The sequence below is a fragment of the Bradyrhizobium sp. STM 3562 genome, assembly GCF_045571435.1.
Taxonomy (GTDB): domain Bacteria; phylum Pseudomonadota; class Alphaproteobacteria; order Rhizobiales; family Xanthobacteraceae; genus Bradyrhizobium.
On sequence record NZ_CP120694.1, the window covers coordinates 1,190,426 to 1,210,169 of the forward strand.

Here is a 19,744-nt window from a genome sequence, read left to right on the forward strand (position 1 = left end):
AAAGTGTGTCAAATACGTCGGTGGAGATCAAATCGGCTCCAACCGCCAAATCAGAAAATATATTGAGTGTCATGGTAGCCGCGGAAGCTCCACTCTCCTATGACTTACAATTCTCCACTCAGATGTGTGCCTGCTTCTCCCTTCCGAACACCCGAGAATTAACCCCAAGCCTATAGAAATCAAAAATGACCGATTGCCTAGTTCCAGTGGTTCTAATAGCATTTTGCGTGCCAGTCGCATAGGTCTTTGCGGCCACTGGAAAATTGCACCAAGCCTATACTTAATTGTCACGTCAGTGTCATGCCGGTCGCTCCCGAGACTGGCTCGACCGGGGAGATTAGGAATGCTTCAGCTCACGAAGCGCGGCATTTCAGCTCTTGCTTATGGAGCGCATAAGGCCGCGGAGAGCACCTCTCTGCGCAGAATGCTTTTCAACTCGATCCGCCTGAAGCGAGTGGAAACGGAGCGCTTCAGTCAGATGGGGGAGTTTCGGTTCCTTGCTTATTGCTTCCTGAACCGGCATCAATCGCGATCGCAAATCCTGCAGGATCTGTGGGTGGCTCATGAACTCGGCGAAAGGCGAGGCGGCTTCTTCGTCGAGTTCGGGGCTACGAACGGATATGTGAACAGCAATACGTGGTTGCTCGAGAAAGAATATGGCTGGCAAGGCATTCTGGCGGAGCCCAATCCGTTTTGGCACTCGGCACTCGCTGAGAACCGCAATTCGGCTATCGATCACCGCTGCGTAAGTTCGGCCTCGGGCAGGAAAGTTCGATTCTTGACGACGGATGCCGTCGACCCCGAGCTAAGTGGAGTAGCGGAATTTGCAGGCGGCGACCATTTTGCGGACGTGCGTTCCGGTGGAGCAGAGATCGACGTCGAGACCGTATCGCTCAATCAGCTCCTCTTGGACCACCATGCCCCCACCAGGATCGACTATATGTCGATCGACACCGAGGGAAGCGAATACGACATTTTGAAGAATTTCGACTTTTCGCGCCATGTCATCGAGCTGATTTCGGTCGAGCAGAATAGGAAAACCGAAGCCGCCATTGCCGCGCTGTTGGCCCGCCAGGGATACCAACGCGTGTTTGAGGAGTTTTCGCAATGGGATGGTTGGTATGTGCGCTCCGAGCGCCGCTTGTCCGATGGAAATATTTGAAGCGAGCCCGATGGCATGGCGGCCCTTCATGAGATTTCAGGCAATGCGCGAGCGCATTTCGATTTGAAGACGAAGTCGGCGGAAGTTCTTTTTCCGAATTAGCTCTCATGGTCGAGGGCTTCCACCAGAGGAAGAGTAGTGCATTCTTTGGCTCGATCGGCGGACGTATCGGCGGATAGCGGAGGAGAATCCCTCAACGTAGCGATGCTGCTGAGTTGCGGCTCGTTCGAGGGCTTCTTCGGCGGGATTCAAGGCCAGACGCGGGCAAGCTATCTGGCGAGCTATCGAAATGATTGGGCGTGGTACTATGCCCGAGGTCTGCTTGAGAACGGCGTTAGGCCGGTCATCTACATTCCCGCGCTGCGCGAAAGCGGAAGGCATGAGACAGACGCCGGAATTGCGGTTCGCTTTCTTCCGCTCCATCCCTCCTACAGGCTGATCGAACAGGTATGGGTGAAGCGGTTGAGCCGGCTCACGCGGTGGTCATTGTACGCGGAAGAGCGCCTCAACACCGTGGCGTTCATGCGACCTCTTCGCGAGGCGATGATCGCGGACAAGATCGATCTGCTCTACATCCAGGAGTATTGGAGCGGAAGGTTTGACCATCTCGTGCATCGCGTCGGAGTGCCTGTGGTCGGCGCCGATCACGGCGGCCTGTCGGATCGCGTTGTGAAGCTCTTCAAACGGAGCGCGTTCAGGAGAGCAGGGCTTTGCTACGGCCAAACCGAGGATGAATGCCGCATCGTCCGTCGCTATGGGGGGCGGCCGAAGCTGCAGCCCAACGGATGCAACGTCTCCGAGTTTTTTCCGGATTCCGCGGCGAAGCGCGGCAAGACCGTCCTCACGGTGGCGCGACTGACGAACAAGCAGAAGCGTACCAGTGACCTGATCCGGGCGATGGCCGAACTGCCGCAGGAGTGGAGCCTGGATATCGTCGGGACCGGACCCGATAAAGACATGTTGCAGCGGCTCGCGAGCGACCTGCATTTGGCAGGCCGCGTGAGATTTCATGGGTTTTTGGGACGCTCCGAGGTGCGCGATCTTCTTCGTCGCTGCGGCGTATACGCGATGCCTTCCTCCAACGAAGCCGTGGCTTTGGCGGTGTTGGAGGCGATGGCGTGCGGCGCAGCGGTGGTGCTCAGCCGCATTCGAGCGTTCGAACAACTCGTCACGGACGGTGCAAATGGCAGGCTTGTTCCGGTCGGCGACGTCAAGTCATTGGCTGCCGGAATCCTGGATGCGTGGGCGCATCGGGAGCGGCTCGGAGAAGCCGCGGTGGAAACTGTGCGAAGCCGCTACGACACGCGAATACTGTACTCGGATTTGGCGGACTCGCTCCGACAATCCGTTCTTGAGCATCACGCTGGCAATTGATCGAGTTGAGTCTCGGCTTACCGAAGAGGACGAGAGATGAAGGAGATGTACGAGGGCGAGGCCTATGCGGAGAAGAATCCGACCTGGCATGAGGAAGACTCGCCCTGGAAAGCCGGTCATATCGAGCGGATGATCAAGCGCAACAACCTTCCGCACGAACGGATCTGCGAGGTGGGCTGTGGCACCGGTGAAATCCTGCTGAACCTTGCAAAGGCGTTCCCCGCCGCTCGTCTCTCAGGTTACGAAATCTCTCCGGTGGCGTTCGATCGGGCAACGCGAAAAGAGACGCCGAATACGAAGTTCTATTTGAAGGATCTCTTGGCCGAGACTGACGTGAATTTCGATCTCCTTCTTGTCATCGACGTGATCGAGCACGTTGAGGACTACATCTCGTTCATCAAGAAGCTGCAGCCGATCGCGACGTTCAAGATATTTCACATTCCCCTTGATCTTTCCGCGCAGTCGATCTTGCGCGCTTGGCCCATTGCTGAACTCAGGCGCAACGTGGGGCACATCCACTATTTCTTCAAGCAATCGGCGTTGGCGACGCTGGAAGATTGCGGGTATACGATCGTCGATCATTGCTATACGGCAAGCCGTCTGGAATTGCCGAACCAGGCTTTTACAAGCCGTCTGATGCGGTTGCCGCGACGCCTGATGTTCGCACTTGAGCCCGATCTGGCCGTGCGGCTGCTCGGTGGTTACTCGCTGATGGTCGTTGCGAAGTGACGGCGAAGCGCCGAGGCGGTGTCATGGAGTGACAGCACGAGCGCCGGGACGGGCATCAATTAGAGTCGGACTCTTTCCGACCACGACCGCGGCAGCTTGCGTTGAGCGAATTTGAAGGCGCGGCGGATCAGCAGTCCGCCGAAATAACAACCCTGCAGGATCGCCTGCGAGATCAGAACTATCAGCAATGTCTCGAGCCAACTGAGGCTACGGGCAAAGGAGAACAGCACGCACGCCAGGAAAAGCAGCATCACGAACGGCAGTAAGACGCGAAACCGGAATCTGAGACCGAGGATCACTCCGAGAACTGCCAATGCACCTGCGGCGTATTCCATTCCCGCTCCTTCGTCGGCACCAAAACGGCGCCCACATCAAGTCTCGAAACGCGAAGAAGAATGAGAATAACATAATACCGACCGGAGATGAACGCCTCCGGCTTAGGGGCAACGCCTGAAGCGGCGCCCTGCCGCAATTTGCCCCAAAAAATGACACGGTCGGCCACAGTGAATCACACCTGCCGACGAGAGGACAGCGCATTTTTTGGGATAGGCGATGTGAAATGGTGGAAATTATCCCTGCCGACCTTCAGCGCTGAATTAATTCGCGCCTGCAGCCCCGATAGCAACGATGCTCCGTCGTCCGAAGGGTGGACGCTCTGACGTCAAATGAGCGAGCTGCCTACTTTCTATGCAGTATGCCGGCTCGCCTGTGGTTTAGATGCAACGGAGCCGCAGAAAGACCATCCACCCGCCTCACTTCGCTTCCGGTCGAGGGCGTGTATCTGTAACTTTATCGCGGAGGGGACTCAGCCTTTAAGGGTTTCGGAAGGGATCAGCTTTGTAATCCCATGGTGAATCTCAGGTTTTTTCTATCTGAGAGTCCGTTGACCCGTGACTTGCGTTGTATTCGGGCGATGGAACCCAGGATGAGTAGTAGTTGTGGCGAGATTTATTTGATGGCCAAAGGACTGAGTGTCCGTTTCTTAGCTATTATTCTCGCGGGCTCGTTGCCCGCCTGCTCGCTGTTGCCGGGAACCGGCCCGCGAAGCGACGATGTTAATGCAAATGCGACCGCTGGGATCAGGTCCACCGCCTCGTTGCCTTACGCCCTAGTCGACGTGAGTGCTGATACGATCGGCTTTCTATCCCAGCCGAACCTCGTGACGTTCAAAGGAACATTTAGCGACAGGCGGCCCAAGCAGCTTCAGGTGGTCGGGGTCGGCGATTTCCTCAATATTTCGATCTTCGAAGCCCAGCCCGGCGGCCTCTTCACTCCCGGGACGGCGTCAGGCGCGCGCCCCGGCAATTTCGTCGACGTGCCCGTCCAAGAGGTCGATCAGGAAGGCAATATTCACGTCCCCTATGCGGGGTCGATTCCGGCGGCGGGACGCACGATACCTGCCATTCAGGACACCATCGTCGAGCGCTTGCGCAACCGCGCGATCGAACCGCAAGTGGTCGTCAGCCTGAACCAGCAGCATTCAAACATCGTCAGCGTTCTGGGCGACGTGAACACGCCGGGCGCACTGCCGCTGAACAGCTCCGGCGAGCGCTTGCTGCAGGTGATTGCGCGTGCAGGCGGCCCGAAGTTCGAAGCGATCGAAAGTTACGTCACGCTGCAGCGGGACGGCAGGCGTGCAAAGGTCCTGTTGAGCCGCGTTGTTCACGATCCGAGCGAGAACATTTTTGTCCGTGCGAGGGACGTGGTCTTCGTTACGCGTGAATCGCCGACCTTCACCGCGCTGGGCGCATTGAATCAGAACGTTTTTGGCTTCAATTCCGAAATCCCGTTCGATGTCGAAACGCTGACGCTTGCCCAGGCGCTGGGTAAGTCGGGCGGACTTAACGATCAGCAGTCCGATCCGAGCGAAGTCTACGTCTACAGGTACGAGGACCGTCCGTTCCTGAACAAGCTCGGCGTCGATACCACGCGTTTCATCTACGACAGAATACCGACGATCTACCGACTCAATTTGCGTGACCCATCCGGCATGCTGCTTGCGTCTGGCTTCCAGATGCGAACGAAAGACGTGATGTATGTCGCCAATGCCCGGGTCGTGGATTACTACAAATTGTTGACGCTCATAAACAATACGACGACGACCGTGCGGAATGTTAACTCCGCGGTGCATGAAATCGCTGCGCCGCTTAACTAGACGTGGCTAAGCTCGAAAGCATCGGGCGAGACTAGGCTTCCGGCCTGACCTTTTTCTGACGGTCGGAAGCCGCTGCCCGGAAATGGCGTTCAGCGTTTGCCAACGGCAAATGCATCGCGCCAAAGATTGGGCTTGCGAAGATGGATAGGACATTCCTATCCTTAGCCATTTCGGTGCGGCGGGCTCGTCATGCGTATTTTGCAGCTCCTCAACCACACGCGACGCCTGAATGGACATGTCCATGCGGCCGTCGATCTGGCATGCGCTCAGTCCAAGCTGGGCCATCAGGTCGCGATCGCGAGCGGCGGAGGCGACTTTGACGAGCTGCTTGCGGCCAACAATGTCGAAACGATGTTGGTGAGCCATGAGCGCCGGCCGGCCGAGCTCGTGAAGTCAGTCGCGACGCTTTACCGGTCGGCGCGCCGCTGGCGTGCAGAGGTCGTGCATGCCCATATGATGACGAGCGCCGTGCTGGCCTGGCCGGTATGCAAGCTGCTCGGCATCCCTCTGGTGACGACAGTTCACAACGAATTCGAGAAGAGCGCGATCCTGATGGGGCTTGGCACGCGGGTGATCACCGTGAGCGCAGCCGTCGGCGAGTCCATGCAAAAGCGCGGGATCGACAAATCCCGCATCCGCGTGGTTCTGAACGGAACCATCGGCGCGGCCCGCTTCGCCGGGAAAGATCGTGCTCCGCGCTCCCTTCAGTCGCCATCGATCATCTTTGTCGGTGGCCAGCATCCGCGGAAGGGGCTGCCGGATCTCTTTGCCGCGTTCGACTTGCTCTACAAGAGCCATCCAGCGGCGCGCTTATATGTTCTGGGCGATGGTCCGCACCGCGAGGAATATATGGCCCAGGTGAACTCGTTAGGTTGCGCTCAGGCCGTGACTTTCATGGGCGCTCAGGACGATCCTTTTCCGTTTCTGCTCGGCGCAGACATTTTCGTGCTGCCGTCTCACGCCGATCCCGCCCCTCTGGTGTTGTCGGAGGCACGCGAAGCCGGCTGCGCGATCGTCGCCACCAATGTCGATGGCATTCCCGAGCTGCTGGAGCACGGCAAAGCTGGCATTCTGGTCCCGTCCCGAAATCCGGCCGCGCTCGCGCAGGCGCTGGGCTCACTGATCGAGAACGCGGAAACGCTCACGGAGTGGAGGAGCAAGAGCCAGTTCAATCTGGACTATCTGACCATCGAGCGCGTTGCCCGTCGGACGCTCGATATTTATGAGGAGGCGTCTCGCCAAATCCATGGACGCGCCTGAAACCAGCGAAGTGACCGGACCAGAGACTGAGATCCGGCAGGGCTGTTCGGAAAGCGCCAGCCGCGACGCTGCGAAGCTCGCCGTGATCATCACCTGCTACAACTATGAGGCTTTTGTCGAGCGGGCGATCAATAGCGTCCTGGATCAGAAGCGCGACGACTGCGAACTTGTTGTCGTCGATGATGGGTCAACCGACGGCTCGTGGCAGGCGATTGGACGCTGCGGCGCCAGAGCGTTCCGGATCGATAATCGAGGCCAGTTGGGCGCCTGCGTCTACGGCCTTGAGCGGACGCAGGCGCCATTCGTGCTGTTCCTCGACGCGGATGATGAGTTGAAGCCCGGTTCGCTCGCTGCGCTGATCGATGAGCTCGACGAGCGGGTCGCGAAGATTCAGTTCGCACTTACGTTGATCGATGCCGATGATCGTCCAATGGGAGCATTTTCCTCGCTGGACGCATTCCGGGATCGCGAGGGCCTGCTGGACGAGGTGCTCAGGCGCGGCGTCTACAAGACCCCTCCAACGTCAGGGAACGTCTTTCGTCGCGATGTCTGCGAATTGTTGCGAGAAGTCGATTATGACAAAGCGGTGGACGGCATTATCCTATTTGCCGCACCGCTGTTCGGAGACGTTGTAAGCCTGTCTGAGGAGCTGGGCTATTATCGCGTCCACGGTCGCAATGATTCGCGCTTCGGTCAGATTCCGACGGCAGGAATAATCGAGCGCGACATCGACCGGTTCGTGGTGCGGACGGAGCATCTGCGGCGCGTTGTGCAGCGGCTTGCGCCGGGGCGCCAGCTCGTACAGTGCCGCGACGCATTCTATTATCGTGAGCGCAAATTCTGCCTCGATATCGTATCCGGTCATCGGCCGCGCCTCACGGCGCTGCCCATGCTGCTCGCCGGGCTTGCGGCCGAACCCTATTCTCTCAAGGTAAAGCTTGCTATGATGGCCTTCTTCGTGCTCGGCTCGGTGCTGCCGAGTGAGGCGGCGAAGACCTTGCTGGCCTATCGATCGAAGAGCGGAGAGCGGTCTGCGCTGGGCTTTGCCAGGGAGTTCTTTCGTTTTCGTGCGCCAGCGAGGCGATAGCTGCGCAACAGCCGTGAGCAAATAAAGGGAAGGGGCATGTCAAAATCTTTTCGGATCGCAGTTGCCGCCGTCGTCGCGGCGGTTGTCCTCAGCGGGGCATCTTCGTCAGCGCTGGCGCGTTCACGGCTGTATCCGCTGACCCCATGCGGTCCGGAGCTCGCCGACCTCTGTCCCATCCATGGCTATTTCGATACAGTGCCGTTCCACTACAATCTCGCGGTTTACCCGGGCTGCTTGCGGTCGGAGCGTGTCGAAACGCCGCGCGGGATTCGGCGCCGGCTCGTTCTGGTTTGCGGTTGATCCGGAATTAGGACTGCCAACGGCTCGAGCAAATGCCGCGCATCCGCCCGGTCGCGAGTTCGACCGAGCGCACGCCAACCCTCCCTGCGGGTGGTCAGGTGCAAATGGAAGCTGGCTTTGATGAGACCGGAGATTTTCGCGCATCGAATCCACGAGGAATCCGGACGCGCGGTCTATGAATCATCGCTGCCAATCAGCGCTTCTACTCGACTTGCAACCTGATCGCCCTCTCGGCACTGGCCAGCAGATTTTCCCGAGCAAGTTTCTCGATCGCCGACCAGTTCTCCTGAAAGATGGTCGCTGCCCCCGCCTTGCTGCTTGCCCGAATGATGACGCTGCAGGCATGCCTTGCACCGCCACTCGTGATCTGGAAGTTGATTCTGAAATCGGCTGCGTCTTGAACAGACGCAAGCGACTGCTGCTCATGGCGCATTGTAACGTCCCCCAATTTTCGGAAAATGAATATACATTTATGATTTAGCTTTTCGTGGGGCGCGATTGTGGCTCAGTCGTTGAATTGCGTTGTCGTCAGATCGTTATATTGGGCAACTCCGGTCTGCCGGCGGCCGGTCAACTCGTCGTGGAGGTTGGAAAGCAGCGTCGCTGCCGACCCCGACGACAGACCTTAGTGTCGTGCGTGGCGAAGACGCCGGAGGGAAGGCGCCAGCGCATCGAGGAGAGGCGGCCGTTGGCCTGGCCACATAAGCGAGAAGAGGGCGGCTCGCTGCCGCGAGCAGAGCATGATCCGGAAAAGCGCGTGCCGGCTTTCCGCAATCATGCTCTGCCAGATGGTGCGCAATGATGATCTCAAGGCAATCCCATCGCGCTCGCGCTCTAATGCGTCAGCTTGACAGGCGCTTTGTCGTATTGATGGAGAAAGGCGATGAGGTCCTTGATCTTCTGCTCGTCCTTGATCCCAGCAAAGGCCATTTTGGTGCCGGGTATCTTGGCCTTGGGATCCTTGATGTAGTCCGTGAATGTTGCTTCATCCCAGGTAATGCCGGACTTCTTGTTGGCTTCGGAATAGCTATAGCCCTCGACCGAACCTGAATTGCGCCCAAACAAGCCATTGAGCACCGGACCGACGGCATTCTTTGCGTTGTCACCGATCTGGTGACAGGCCTTGCAGACCGCAAACACCTTTTCGCCCGCGGCCGCGTCCTGGGCGCAGGCCTGTCCCAAGCCTGCCGCCATGAACAGTGCCGCGAAGACATACTTTCTCATGCAGTTCTCCTTGCTCAAGTTAAGTGGATTGCAGTCGTGCCGAGCCTATTCAGCAGCTCGCTTCACTCACACGACGAGCTGGGAAGTGTTTCCCTTCGTGTCGATGAGATGAACTCGTTCGATCCCTGCTTCCGACAGCATGGGCCGGATTTGCGCCTCGTCCATCACGCTGAAGGCGGTGGAAAGCGCGTCCGCCGCGGTCGCGTTGGTCGCCACGGTCGTGACGCTGCGGTAGCGGCTGGCGCAGCCACCGGTTAGCGGATCGAAGAGATGATTGAACCGGCCCTGGGCGTCGAACTGGAATCCGTAGCCGCCGGACGTCGAGACGGCGCGGTCGGCGATCGGCAGGATCGCCGCGGTCTTGCCCACCACATCGGGATCGGCGATCCCGACTTCCCACGGTCCGCCATCCGGTCGCGTCCCGATGGCGCGCGTCTCGCCCATGTCGATGAGGCTGTGATCGAGTCCTTGTGCGCGCAGCAGCTCGACGATCTTGTCGGTGACATAGCCTTGCGCGATGCCGTTCAGCGTCACCGCCATGCCCCGCGGCATAACGATGCGGTTGCGATCGACGCTGAGCCGGCGATAACCGACTCGATCGAGCGCCGCCTTTACCTCCGCGCGCGGTGGCCCGCCAGGATCGGCGGCGCTTTGCGAAAAATGGTCCGCATAAAGCTGCCACAATGGTTGCACGGTGGGATCGAACAGCCCGCCCGTCAATTCGGCGTAGCGCCGCGATATCGTCAGCAACTCCACGAACTCGGCGGCAGGATCGACAAGAATGCCGGTCCTGTTCAACTCAACCAGCGCCGAGTCGTTGCGATAGAGGCTGAACAGTCGTTCCAGCCGATGGGCTTGCGCGCAGGCCAGTATGATCAACCGTTCTGCCTCGCGCTGATCGAAATGATGGATCTGCATCGTCGCCGTGGCGCCGAGCATTGTGCCGCGCCAGGTGAACAGCTTGGTATTCGCCTTGGCCATCTGGCCGACTGGCACGACCGCGAGACCGGCGGCGGCAGCGCTGATGCGGATAAAACGTCGGCGCGAGATCATACGTGCCATGCCTTATCTCTCCTCGATTTGTCGCCTATTGCGCAGCGGCGCGCTCGTCCGGTCCGGCGCCGGCTCTCTCATCGACCGGTCCCAGCACATAATCGTGCGGTACGTCGGCAAAGCGTACAACGCGTCCGCCATTTTCGGCGACGAACTTCTCCGCGGCGGCGCGATCCGAAAAAGGCACGGCCTCCTCGCCACCCATGCCGCCTTTGGCGCGGCTTTCGATCACAAACAGCGCCTTGCGCGCCTCGACCCAATTGTCGGCGCCTGGCTTGTCCCAGCTCGGCGCCTTGGCCATGTCGGAGACGTAAATGACCTGAATGTCCTTCGGCTCATCCGGCAACATGGTGAAAGCGATGGTGTCACGCACCGATGAGAACCAGACCGGCTCGATCAGGCTGGCGGCGAGGATCTGTCCCTTCGGCCCGCCGTGCTCGAGCAGGTTCATGCCGCAATAATGCCCGATCGCTTCAGCGGTCATCTTGTGCGGGGGCGGAAGCGCTGAGGCCGGCTTCTCGTTGCAGCCCGCGAGCGCGATGGGCGCGAGCAAGGCGCAGGCCAAGGCGAGTCCTTTCATAATTCCCTCCGCGAAAAAGCAAACGCAGCAAAGGCCAGTGGAGCCAGCGTCCAGAACGTGAGCGTCGCGAGCAGGCTTTCGACCGACAAGCTCGTGCTGCCGGCGAGCCCCGCCATGCCCGAGAACAGGCTGACATTGGCAAAGCCGGTCAGATTCAACAGGCGGTAGACATCGGTCGGATTGAGCAGCAGCAGCGCATTCAAAGTCGCGCCGGAAATCCCGCGTCCCTGGTCGAGCACAAGCAGGCCGAGCAGCGCCATATCGTAGATCAGCACCAGCAACAGCCACAGGCCGATCGAGGCGCCTGCAGCCGTGCCGCGGTCGCGCGCCAGTGCGCTCACGAGATAGCCGATCGCGACGAATACTGCGCCGAGCAGCACGGAGGAGCCGATCATGGCGGCAAAGGCGGCAAGGCCCTCGCCGTCAAACTGGGCTCCGGTTACGAGCAGTGCAGCGGCTGCCGCGCCGTAACCGAGGCAGGTCGCAAAGGCAAGCACCGCGAGATGGCCGAGAAATTTGCCGAGCAGCACCTGCCAGCGCGCGACGGGATAGCTCAACAACAGCAGCATGGTGCCACGCTCCATGTCGCCGACGATCGCATCATGAGCGATCAGCAGGGCGATCAGGGGCACCAGAAAGATCGTCAGGCTCGACAGGCTGACGATGATGACGTCCAGCGCGCGCACGCCGACGCTGCCGGTCGGCGCGCTGCCCAGAAATGCCAGCGACAAGGCCAGACCCGCGAGCAGCAAGGTCGCCGCGAAGACCCAGCGATTGCGTACGGCTTGCCGGATTTCCTTGGCCGCAACGATGGTGACGGCGTTCATGGCATTCGCTCCGCCTGCCGCAGAAATTGGGCGTAGAGCTCGTCCAGATTCGGCGGGATGACATCAACATCCTCGAGGGCTGTGCCAGCGGCCGTCGCATGCCGCAGCAGCTCGATCTTCTGCTCGGGGGCCGCATCGATCTCGACGACGTGGCCGTTCAGCCGGCGACAGGGCGCGAAACTTGGCAACCAGTGCGGCAGTTCTCCGGGTGCGAGACCCGAGACCTTGAGCCGGATCTTGGTCGGCAGTTGCGCCAGATTGCGCAGCTTGTCGATCGAGCCGTCCGCGACCTTGAAGCCGCGATTCATGATGATCACGCGCCCCGCGCGCTCCTCGAGCTCGGTCAATGCGTGCGACGACAGCAGGACGGTGGTGCCTTCGGCAGCGAGCCGCTGGACCACATCATAGAAGGTCTGACGCAGTTCGGGATCGAGCCCGGTGGTCGGCTCATCGAGCAGCAGGATGCGCGGCCGGCCAATCAGCGCCTGCGCTAGGCCCAGACGCTGGCGCATGCCTTTTGAATAAGTGCCGACCCGCCGCGCCGCGGCGGCGCCGAGCCCGACCACGTCGAGCAACTCCAGCGCCTTGGCAACCGGCTCGCCCTTCAGCCGTGCATAGAAGGCCTGGGTTTCGCGCGCCGTGAGGGCGGTGTCGAACGAGACATTTTCCGGCAAATAGCCGAGATGGCGGCGTGCCGAAAACTGGCCCGCGGCGGGATTCTCGCCGAGCACTTCGATCGACCCATCGGTCGGCCGGAGCAGGCCCAGCATCAGCTTCATCAGCGTGGTCTTGCCCGCGCCATTGTGGCCGATCAGCGCCACCATCTCGCCCGCATTGAGCGCGAAGCAAACGCCGCTGACGGCCGTGTTCCGGCCGTAGCGTTTGATCACTTCGGTGATGTGAACAGTCGGTATCATGGCGCGGCGCCCTCGATGTTGCGGCGCGCCTTCGGCGCCATCAACGGATGGCTGTCGACGACACCCCCCGGCAACAGCGCGGGGAATTGCGCTTGAGCCCAGCGGATCACCTGAACGGCGGGGCTATTGATCAAGACCTTTGCGCTCGGCGCCGTCCAGAGCACGCGGTCAATCAAGTCGTTCGGCCGGTATGCGGTATCGGCGACTCCGTCGCCGTTGAGATCAAATGCCGGATTGTCGCTCCAATAGTTGCCGCGCCTGTCCTTGGACCAGTCGAGATGGCGGGTGCCGACATATTTGATCTGATTGGCGTTGTTGATAAAGGCGTTGCCGGTAATCGCGTTGCCTTCCGAGCCCGCGGTGAAGTGAACGCCGATCTCACAACCTTCGAACCAGTTGTTCTCGAAGCGGTTGTTGTTGGTGTTGTAGATGAAGACGCATTTTTCCGGACCGACACGCGCCCCTCCCGGCCCGGCCGCGTTTCCGGCGTCAACTTGCGACATGCCTTCGTCCTCGCCACGATTATCCGCCGTTGCCCAGCGCGCCGCCGGCTGCAAACCGCCGATCACGGTGTTGCCCACGATTTGCGAGCCGTCGGTGGAATTGAACAGAAGGCCACGATCGCGATCATGGTCCGAGACGTTATTGCGGACGAGGAGGCGTTTGGAAAACATCAGCGCGTAACCGATGATGTTAGCTTTGGAGAGGTTGTCGGCGATCTCGCCGTCATTGGTGTACATGTAGTGGACGGCGAAGCGCAGGTCGCGGAAGCGATTGCCGCGGAATTCGTTGTTGCGGCTGGTGATGGCGAAGATGCCATCGCGCCCGAAGCGGACATCGTTTTCGATGACCTTTGCACCCGGCGCGTTCCAGACGGACACGCCGTTGCCGGTCTCGCTGGCGTGCGACCGCCGCAATCCGACAATGCTATTGTGGCGCACGACGGCGTCTGCGGAGCCGTGCAGATAGACGCCGAATAGGTTGTCCTCGATCTGATTGTCTTCAATGAGGGCGCCGCGCGCCGACTCCTCCACGAAAATGCCGGAGTCCATTTTTTCCATCGAGCGGCCGGAGTTGCGCACCGCCAGGCCGCGCACCACGACGTCCGGCGCCGAGATCGTGATGACGCTGCCTTCGCCCGCCCCGGCGATCACCGTGCCGGCCGTACCCGCGAGCGTAATACGATGACTGATCCGCAGAGGACCACGATAGGTGCCGGCCGCGAGGCGGACTTCGTCGCCATCGGCGGCGTGGTCGAGGATCGCTTGCAGATCGGAAGCTTGCGGAGCCACCGTTAGCTGTGCTGCTGGCGCGCGCGCGGCGAGGCTGGCGGCAGCAAGCGCCGCCAGCCCGATTTGCGAAAAATGGCAGGTACGCCGCAGCATCAGACGTTTAGCGGCTCAACCAGCATGCGCCCGCGCATTTCCATGTGCATGGCGTGACAGAACCAGGTGCAGAAATACCAATAGACGCCCGGCTTGTCGGCGATGAAGGTCACCGAGGAGGTCTGTTGCGGATCGATCTCCATGTTGACACCGTAATTGACGATGCAGAAGCCGTGGGTGAGGTCTTCGACGTCGTCGATATTGGTGATGTAGACCGTGACCTCGTCGCCTTGCTTGACGGTGAACTTGTCGAGCGCAAACGCCGGTGCGCTGGAATACATGTAGACCCGCACCTTGTTGCCGTCGCGGATGACCTTGGCGTCGCTCTCGAGCTTAACGCCATCGGCGGCGGCCTGCTTGACTGCATCCGCAAAGAACGGATCGTCGCGCTTCCACACGCTACTGACACGGCCGTCCAGCTTGGACCGATGGATGATCACGGCATCATGCGGCTCGGCAAAGCTCGGGCCGTCATGCACAAGCTCCATCTTGTCGCCCGAGATGTCGATGAGCTGATCGTTCTCCGGCTTCAAGGGGCCAACATTAAGGAAGCGATCCTTGGAGAACTTGTTCAGCGACAGGAGCCATTTGCCGTCCGCCTCCTTGGTCTCGCCCATCGAGGCATGGTTGTGGCCGGGCTGGTAGTGTACATCCAGCTTCTGGATGATCGGATTGACCTTCTCGCCCTTGTAGGCGCGTTTGGCGACATCGATGCTCCACTTGCACACCTGGCTGTCGAGGAAGAGTGTCGTATAGGCGTTGCCCCTGCCATCGAAAGCGGTGTGAAGAGGGCCCAAGCCAAGCTCCGGTTCGGCCACCACGACGTCGCGCGGCTTGATCTTGTCGTCGAATAGTTGGTCCATCAACCGCACATCCATCACCGTCACGGTCGGCGCGAGCTTGCCGTTGGCGACGATATGAATGCCGTCGGGTGCGGTGTTCAGGCCGTGCGGGCTGTTGGAGACTGGAACGTAGCGCGTGTAGGGCGATCCCTTGCGGCCATCGATCACAGGCACGCCGTTCATTTCCTTGAAGTCACCTTTTTTGACCGCCTCCTCGATGCGCTTGATATTGAAGACGGTGACCCAGTCCTGCTCGCTCGCGGTCATTTCGGCGAGGGTGACGCCTTTCTCCGAATTGTAACAGGTCGCAAAGGCATATTTGCCCTGGTAATCGGCATCGGTGTTGTCGAGATTGCCGTCGACGATCACCTGCCAGGCGATCTTCATGGTATCGCCGTCGACCGCCGTGAAGATGGACCAATACTTGCTCTTGTCGTCCAGCACCTTGCCGTCGTTCGGCAGCGGCACCTCGTATTCGCCGTTGCAGAACAGATATCCGGTGCGCGGATATTTCTGCGGACGCATGCCGTGGATCGTGTACTGGTTCGGCAGCTCGATGATCTTGTCGCACTTCATGATATCGGTGCGGATACGGGCAAGGCGCGTGTTCGCCTTGTCGTTGATGAAGATGTAGCGGCCGTCATAGGTGCCGTCGGTGAACGACATGTGCGGGTGATGGGTATCGCCGTTCTGCCAAACGCCGTTCCAGCGTCCCTTGGTCCGCTCGCGAGTCTCGGCCGTCAGTCCTTCGGTCAGTACCTTCAGCGACTCGTTGGTGAGACCCCATCCGGTGGCGCTGCAGCGATTGAACACCGGAATGCGCATCAGCTCGCGCATCGAAGGCATGCCGACGATGCGGACCTCTCCGGTCTGGCCACTCGAGAAGAACACGTAGTATTCGTCGAGCTCGCCGGGGGCGACCTCGATCTTCTGAGCGCCGGCTCGCGCCGCCGGGCGAGGCTGGGCGGCCGCGGGTGTCGGCTCGCCGGCTCCGCCAAGCGCGAGGCCTCCCGCGATTCCGGCCGCGCCAATAGCGGCCGTGCCGACAATCTGTCGGCGGCTTATCGTGGTCTTGTCGTCGTCGCGCGCCATCTTTGTCTCCTTTATGATGGACTGCTGTGTGGATCGTCAGCGTTCGCCGGAATGCGAACGGGCTTTCCGGCGTGGGTGATGACTGTCTTCGGACCGGCTCCATCCGATCGCATCGAGGGCGACGACATCGCGGCGAACTTTTCCCGCTTCAGCCGCACTTGGATCATGTGCGGGCAGCGGTGGTCGTCGTAATACAGCTCCTGGCAGTGCATGCAGTAGATGCACTCATTGACGTTGATGTGCCCCTCGGGATGGATCGACTGCACGGGGCATTCCTTGGCGCAGCGCTGACAGGGCGATCCGCACTCCTTCCAGCGTCGCAACCACTCGAAGGTGCGGATGCGGCCGGGGATCGCCAGCGCAGCTCCGAGCGGGCAAATGTAGCGGCAGAAGAAGCGCTCAATGAACAGGCCGATGACGAGCAGTCCGACCGCATAGAGGACAAACGGCCAGCCGCGAGCAAACTTCAGAATGATCGCGGTCTTGAAAGGTTCAACCTCGGCAAAGTGCTCGGCAAGAGAGACGGAGTAGAGCGAGAGGCCGAACAGCGCGAGGAAGATGATGTATTTGATCGGCCACAATCGTTCATGCAGCCCCCAGGGCACCGTGATCTGCGGTATCTTGAACCATTTCGCTATCGCGTTTGTGAGCTCCTGCAGCGCGCCGAATGGGCAGAGCCAGCCGCAGAACGGGCCGCGGCCCCAGAACAGAAGTCCCGCGGCGACCGCTGACCACAGGATGAAGATCAGAGGCGCGGCGAGAAAAAACTCCCAATGGAAACCGGTGACCAGTGCGTTGGTGAAGGTCAACACGTTGACGACCGAGAGCTGAGCGTTGGCGTACCAGCCGAGCCAGACCAGCACGAATAGGAGGTAGGCGCGGCGGACCCAGGTGTAGACGCCGGGGCGTCGGACCAGCACATTCTGGAAGAAGAAGATTGCGGTCAGCGTCAGCAACGCGAAGGCCGTGATGCCGATCGACACGGTCGTCGAACGCCAGATCCGCATCCACAGAGCTTCGTCGTCATCGTCAGGCGGAGCGGCCTGCTGGGCTGTCGGCGCCGAAGCGGGGGCGGCGGTTGCCGGCGTTGCCGCGCGCTGCTCATGCCGCAGGTAGGAATCGGGAAGGGTGTAATCGAGATCGAAGGTCAGAAAGGCCTTGTCGCGGGCGCCGGTGCTTCGCTGCACCAAGAGCTGCAACTGCCAGGGCTGCGTCGGATCGAGCGTGAATTCCGGCGGCGTGACGAATAGGCCGATCTCTTTGAAGTCGGGCGCGCCTTCCGCCGCCAGTGCACCGAGGCGGGTGTGATTCTTGTCGCGGAAGCGCGTGCCAGAGCCTTCCTGCAGGATTTCGATGCGATCGAAGATGCCGCCGCGCACATAGGCCGAACCCTTGAAAGAATAGGCGCCTTCGCCTGCGACGATGATCGCCTGCTGTCCTACCTGCAGCCCCTCCTTGAGGCGCTGATAGCCTTCATCGCCGAGCAGGCTGCGTCCGATGGTCGGTGCGGTGGCAAGCCCAACATAAAGGTCGATGAAGGTGTCGCCGGCATCGCCCTCCGCATTTTGCGCGGCGATGCCGTTACCTGCCTTCGCAAAGGCCTCGTTGACATCACCAATGCTCAAATGAAGCCGGCGTACCGAACCGTCGCCGAGCAGGCTTGTCCAATCGCGTATGGCACTGTGGTCGAGGTCGAGCGTGGTGACGGTGGCCGGCTTTGCCGCTGTGCCGGAAGCAACATCAGCTCCGCCGATACGCCCGGCGCGAATCAACCGCACCGCCGACCGCACGATACTGTCGCTCATGACCAGCACGGTTACGGTCGCGCCGCTGACGATGTCGACCTGCGGCGGATGGCCGGAGCCTTCCGCAATGGGCTTCATGGCCTTGCCAATAAGGCCGTTCACGGCCGCGACGATGCGGGCCTCCGGGATTCCGATTAGAACGATCGGCTCCTTATGATCGACAAGCTTCAGCCCGGTGATGACGCCCTGCGGATCGATGCCGATGAGAATGCGGATCGGTTTTCCCGAATAACCGGTCGCATTGACGATATCCGAATTCAAATAGACAAAGCCTTTGAGCTGATCGCCGCGATAGACAGGCACGATCGGCGGATCGCCTTGCGGTGCGCCAAAGCGATCGGCGCCCGCAAAGAAATCGGCGGGCGCAGCTTTCGGAAGATAGGCCGCAAGATCACTCGCGGCGCAGGCCGTTCGAGTTGACGACAGGACGGCTATAGCGAGGAACGCGGCCAGCACCACGGCGGTGAGGTTACGGCTAAGCACGGCGAAAGGACTCCGGGCCATGGAGCTCCTCAAAAGGGGAGCGCGCGCTCGCTCGGAGCGCGCATTCCAGCAGGTTTTTGGTGTGATGCCGGGACGTCACCGTTGACAGCCCTAGAGGATCTCCGCTTGAGCCAACGCAAGTTGACTTTCAACGAGATGTTCTAATTACCCGGGGCAGGGCGCTTGACTTTGCGCTGGATCAAAATGCAGGTGGAACATGCTGCTGTCGCGAGCATTGCTGCTTAAATCCGAGCCCGCCGGGGATTTGCACTCGCTTGACGAATTATTCGCGCTTGCAAATGCGATGGAGCAGGAGGCCGCGAACCGGTACGCGGAGCTCGCAGACGAAATGGGGCGTCAGAACAAGCCGGAATTGGCGGCCGTCTTCGGCGAGCTTGCGGCGGCCGAGCGTGACCATGTCGAAAGCGTGACAAATTGGTCGCGAGCGCGCCTCGGCAAGGCGCCAGATCCGGCGTTGGTGCGATGGGAGGCGCCCGAGACCTTCGACCGCGAGACGGAGATGGAAATCAGGAGATCGCGCTTAATCACCCCTTATCATGCGTTGTGCATGGCGGTGTGCAATGAGGAGCGCGCTTTTGCCTTCTGGTCCTATCTTGCGGCCTTTGCGGAGGACGCCGAGATCAAGAACGCCGCTGAAGCGATGGCGCGAGAGGAGCTCGGCCACGTCGCGAGCTTGAGACGAGAGCGCCGCCGCGCTTATCACAGGGAATACGACGCGGCGCGTGCCGACGCGCAAGCTGAGGCGGCAGCGGGCCGAATCACCCGGATCGATGCTGGTGCGTTGGAGCGTCGCTTGGCCGCGTACCTCGCCGAACTGGAATCCCGCCTGTCCGGCGCCGCAGCGGGTCGGGCGCGCGAGCTCGCCAAGGAGGCGGTGGATATGTCTCTTGAAGCTATCGGGGTCGGACGATTTCCCGCAAGCCTCGGCGAGCGCGAGGCCCAGGCGATCGCTGAAGCGCTCGCTGACGCCTATCTGGAACGCACCGAGAGAGCTCGCGATCCAGCTCAGCTCGATTCGATGCAGAGTCTCGCCGCGCGCGCGATCGCCCGCCTCGCTTGGCTGCGATCGCTGGATAGGGAAACTCTCTAGCTGATTTATTTGCGAGCTTCGGGTTCCGCCGAGCAGCACGAACAGCAGCCGCCGGCTTTCTCGCGGCGAGCTGCCGTCGGCTCTTCTTCGGCTGCCATTTCCTGTGCCAGTCCGGCAAAAACGGCCTCGAAGAATCTGCGTTCGGTTCTCGTCGTGCGGCGGACTCGTCTGCGCACTTCCTTGAAGAATCCCACCTTGTGCTCCCGCTCTGATGAGAGGCAACACATCTCCTGCGATTTGGCCGCCGTCTTTGTTCCGGAACAAACAGCATGCGAAAGTGAGCGCAGTTTGTGCCCCGACAAAGAGAGGCCTGCGCCGCCCGCTTAGGGTCAAGCGCAACGTAAGGGCAAAGGCCGCC

The 19,744-nt window shown here is 60.5% G+C and carries 19 protein-coding genes; 8 read left to right on the forward strand and 11 right to left on the reverse strand.

Annotated elements, in window-relative coordinates:
* Nucleotides 1-343: 343 nt before the first annotated feature.
* The 3 genes from P6U23_RS05580 (at nt 344) to P6U23_RS05590 (ending at nt 3,265) form a co-directional block, all read left to right on the forward strand.
* Nucleotides 344-1,162 (forward strand): FkbM family methyltransferase, encoded by an 819-nt coding sequence (locus P6U23_RS05580; RefSeq protein WP_407178573.1) that lies wholly within the window; start codon nt 344-346, stop codon nt 1,160-1,162.
* A 204-nt stretch (nt 1,163-1,366) separates the two neighbouring features.
* Nucleotides 1,367-2,536 carry a glycosyltransferase family 4 protein gene (locus P6U23_RS05585; protein ID WP_407181342.1) on the forward strand — a complete coding sequence of 390 codons (1,170 nt, stop codon included), beginning with the start codon at nt 1,367-1,369 and terminating at the stop codon, nt 2,534-2,536.
* Between the two features lie 36 nt (nt 2,537-2,572).
* A complete protein-coding gene (locus P6U23_RS05590) occupies nt 2,573-3,265 on the forward strand; it encodes a class I SAM-dependent methyltransferase (RefSeq protein WP_407178574.1) in 693 nt (230 codons plus the stop codon).
* 59 nt (nt 3,266-3,324) lie between these two features.
* On the opposite strand, the gene P6U23_RS05595 is transcribed toward P6U23_RS05590, so the two are convergent.
* Nucleotides 3,325-3,600, reverse strand: coding sequence for a hypothetical protein (locus P6U23_RS05595; RefSeq protein WP_407178575.1), 276 nt, complete (start codon nt 3,598-3,600; stop codon nt 3,325-3,327).
* 548 nt (nt 3,601-4,148) lie between these two features.
* On the opposite strand from P6U23_RS05595, the gene P6U23_RS05600 reads away from it, so the two are divergent.
* From P6U23_RS05600 to P6U23_RS05615, 4 genes are all read left to right on the forward strand, one after another.
* On the forward strand, nt 4,149-5,420 hold the full coding sequence (locus tag P6U23_RS05600) for a polysaccharide biosynthesis/export family protein (protein WP_407178576.1): 1,272 nt from the start codon (nt 4,149-4,151) through the stop codon (nt 5,418-5,420).
* A 189-nt stretch (nt 5,421-5,609) separates the two neighbouring features.
* Nucleotides 5,610-6,680 carry a glycosyltransferase family 4 protein gene (locus P6U23_RS05605; RefSeq protein ID WP_407178577.1) on the forward strand — a complete coding sequence of 357 codons (1,071 nt, stop codon included), beginning with the start codon at nt 5,610-5,612 and terminating at the stop codon, nt 6,678-6,680.
* A complete protein-coding gene (locus P6U23_RS05610) occupies nt 6,667-7,767 on the forward strand; it encodes a glycosyltransferase family 2 protein (RefSeq protein ID WP_407178578.1) in 1,101 nt (366 codons plus the stop codon). The genes P6U23_RS05605 and P6U23_RS05610 overlap by 14 nt, the downstream gene beginning before the upstream one ends.
* Before the next feature lie 36 nt (nt 7,768-7,803).
* Nucleotides 7,804-8,067 (forward strand): hypothetical protein, encoded by a 264-nt coding sequence (locus P6U23_RS05615; RefSeq protein WP_407178579.1) that lies wholly within the window; start codon nt 7,804-7,806, stop codon nt 8,065-8,067.
* A 202-nt stretch (nt 8,068-8,269) separates the two neighbouring features.
* Here P6U23_RS05615 and P6U23_RS05620 read toward each other — a convergent pair whose 3' ends face one another.
* From P6U23_RS05620 to P6U23_RS05660, 9 genes are all read right to left on the reverse strand, one after another.
* Nucleotides 8,270-8,500 (reverse strand): hypothetical protein, encoded by a 231-nt coding sequence (locus P6U23_RS05620; RefSeq protein WP_407178580.1) that lies wholly within the window; start codon nt 8,498-8,500, stop codon nt 8,270-8,272.
* Between the two features lie 401 nt (nt 8,501-8,901).
* Nucleotides 8,902-9,291, reverse strand: coding sequence for a c-type cytochrome (locus P6U23_RS05625; RefSeq protein WP_407178581.1), 390 nt, complete (start codon nt 9,289-9,291; stop codon nt 8,902-8,904).
* A 66-nt stretch (nt 9,292-9,357) separates the two neighbouring features.
* A complete protein-coding gene (locus P6U23_RS05630) occupies nt 9,358-10,353 on the reverse strand; it encodes an FAD:protein FMN transferase (RefSeq protein ID WP_407178582.1) in 996 nt (331 codons plus the stop codon).
* A gap of 25 nt (nt 10,354-10,378) precedes the next feature.
* Nucleotides 10,379-10,924, reverse strand: a complete 546-nt coding sequence (locus P6U23_RS05635) for a nitrous oxide reductase accessory protein NosL (protein WP_407178583.1) — start codon at nt 10,922-10,924, stop codon at nt 10,379-10,381.
* Nucleotides 10,921-11,751 (reverse strand): ABC transporter permease, encoded by an 831-nt coding sequence (locus P6U23_RS05640; protein WP_407178584.1) that lies wholly within the window; start codon nt 11,749-11,751, stop codon nt 10,921-10,923. Before P6U23_RS05640 ends, P6U23_RS05635 begins: the two co-directional genes overlap by 4 nt.
* On the reverse strand, nt 11,748-12,668 hold the full coding sequence (locus P6U23_RS05645) for an ABC transporter ATP-binding protein (RefSeq protein WP_407178585.1): 921 nt from the start codon (nt 12,666-12,668) through the stop codon (nt 11,748-11,750). The genes P6U23_RS05640 and P6U23_RS05645 overlap by 4 nt, the downstream gene beginning before the upstream one ends.
* The gene (locus P6U23_RS05650) at nt 12,665-14,053 is read right to left on the reverse strand and encodes a nitrous oxide reductase family maturation protein NosD (protein ID WP_407178586.1); all 1,389 of its coding nucleotides are present in this window, start codon (nt 14,051-14,053) and stop codon (nt 12,665-12,667) included. Before P6U23_RS05650 ends, P6U23_RS05645 begins: the two co-directional genes overlap by 4 nt.
* Entirely contained in the window at nt 14,053-15,987 is a 1,935-nt protein-coding gene (gene nosZ, locus P6U23_RS05655) for a TAT-dependent nitrous-oxide reductase (RefSeq protein ID WP_407178587.1), read from the reverse strand. The genes P6U23_RS05650 and nosZ overlap by 1 nt, the downstream gene beginning before the upstream one ends.
* 11 nt (nt 15,988-15,998) lie before the next feature.
* On the reverse strand, nt 15,999-18,296 hold the full coding sequence (locus tag P6U23_RS05660; RefSeq protein ID WP_407178588.1) for a 4Fe-4S binding protein: 2,298 nt from the start codon (nt 18,294-18,296) through the stop codon (nt 15,999-16,001).
* 196 nt (nt 18,297-18,492) lie between these two features.
* On the opposite strand from P6U23_RS05660, the gene P6U23_RS05665 reads away from it, so the two are divergent.
* Nucleotides 18,493-19,386 carry a ferritin-like domain-containing protein gene (locus P6U23_RS05665; RefSeq protein WP_407178589.1) on the forward strand — a complete coding sequence of 298 codons (894 nt, stop codon included), beginning with the start codon at nt 18,493-18,495 and terminating at the stop codon, nt 19,384-19,386.
* A gap of 5 nt (nt 19,387-19,391) precedes the next feature.
* On the opposite strand, the gene P6U23_RS05670 is transcribed toward P6U23_RS05665, so the two are convergent.
* The gene (locus P6U23_RS05670) at nt 19,392-19,580 is read right to left on the reverse strand and encodes a hypothetical protein (protein ID WP_407178590.1); all 189 of its coding nucleotides are present in this window, start codon (nt 19,578-19,580) and stop codon (nt 19,392-19,394) included.
* Nucleotides 19,581-19,744: the final 164 nt, after the last annotated feature.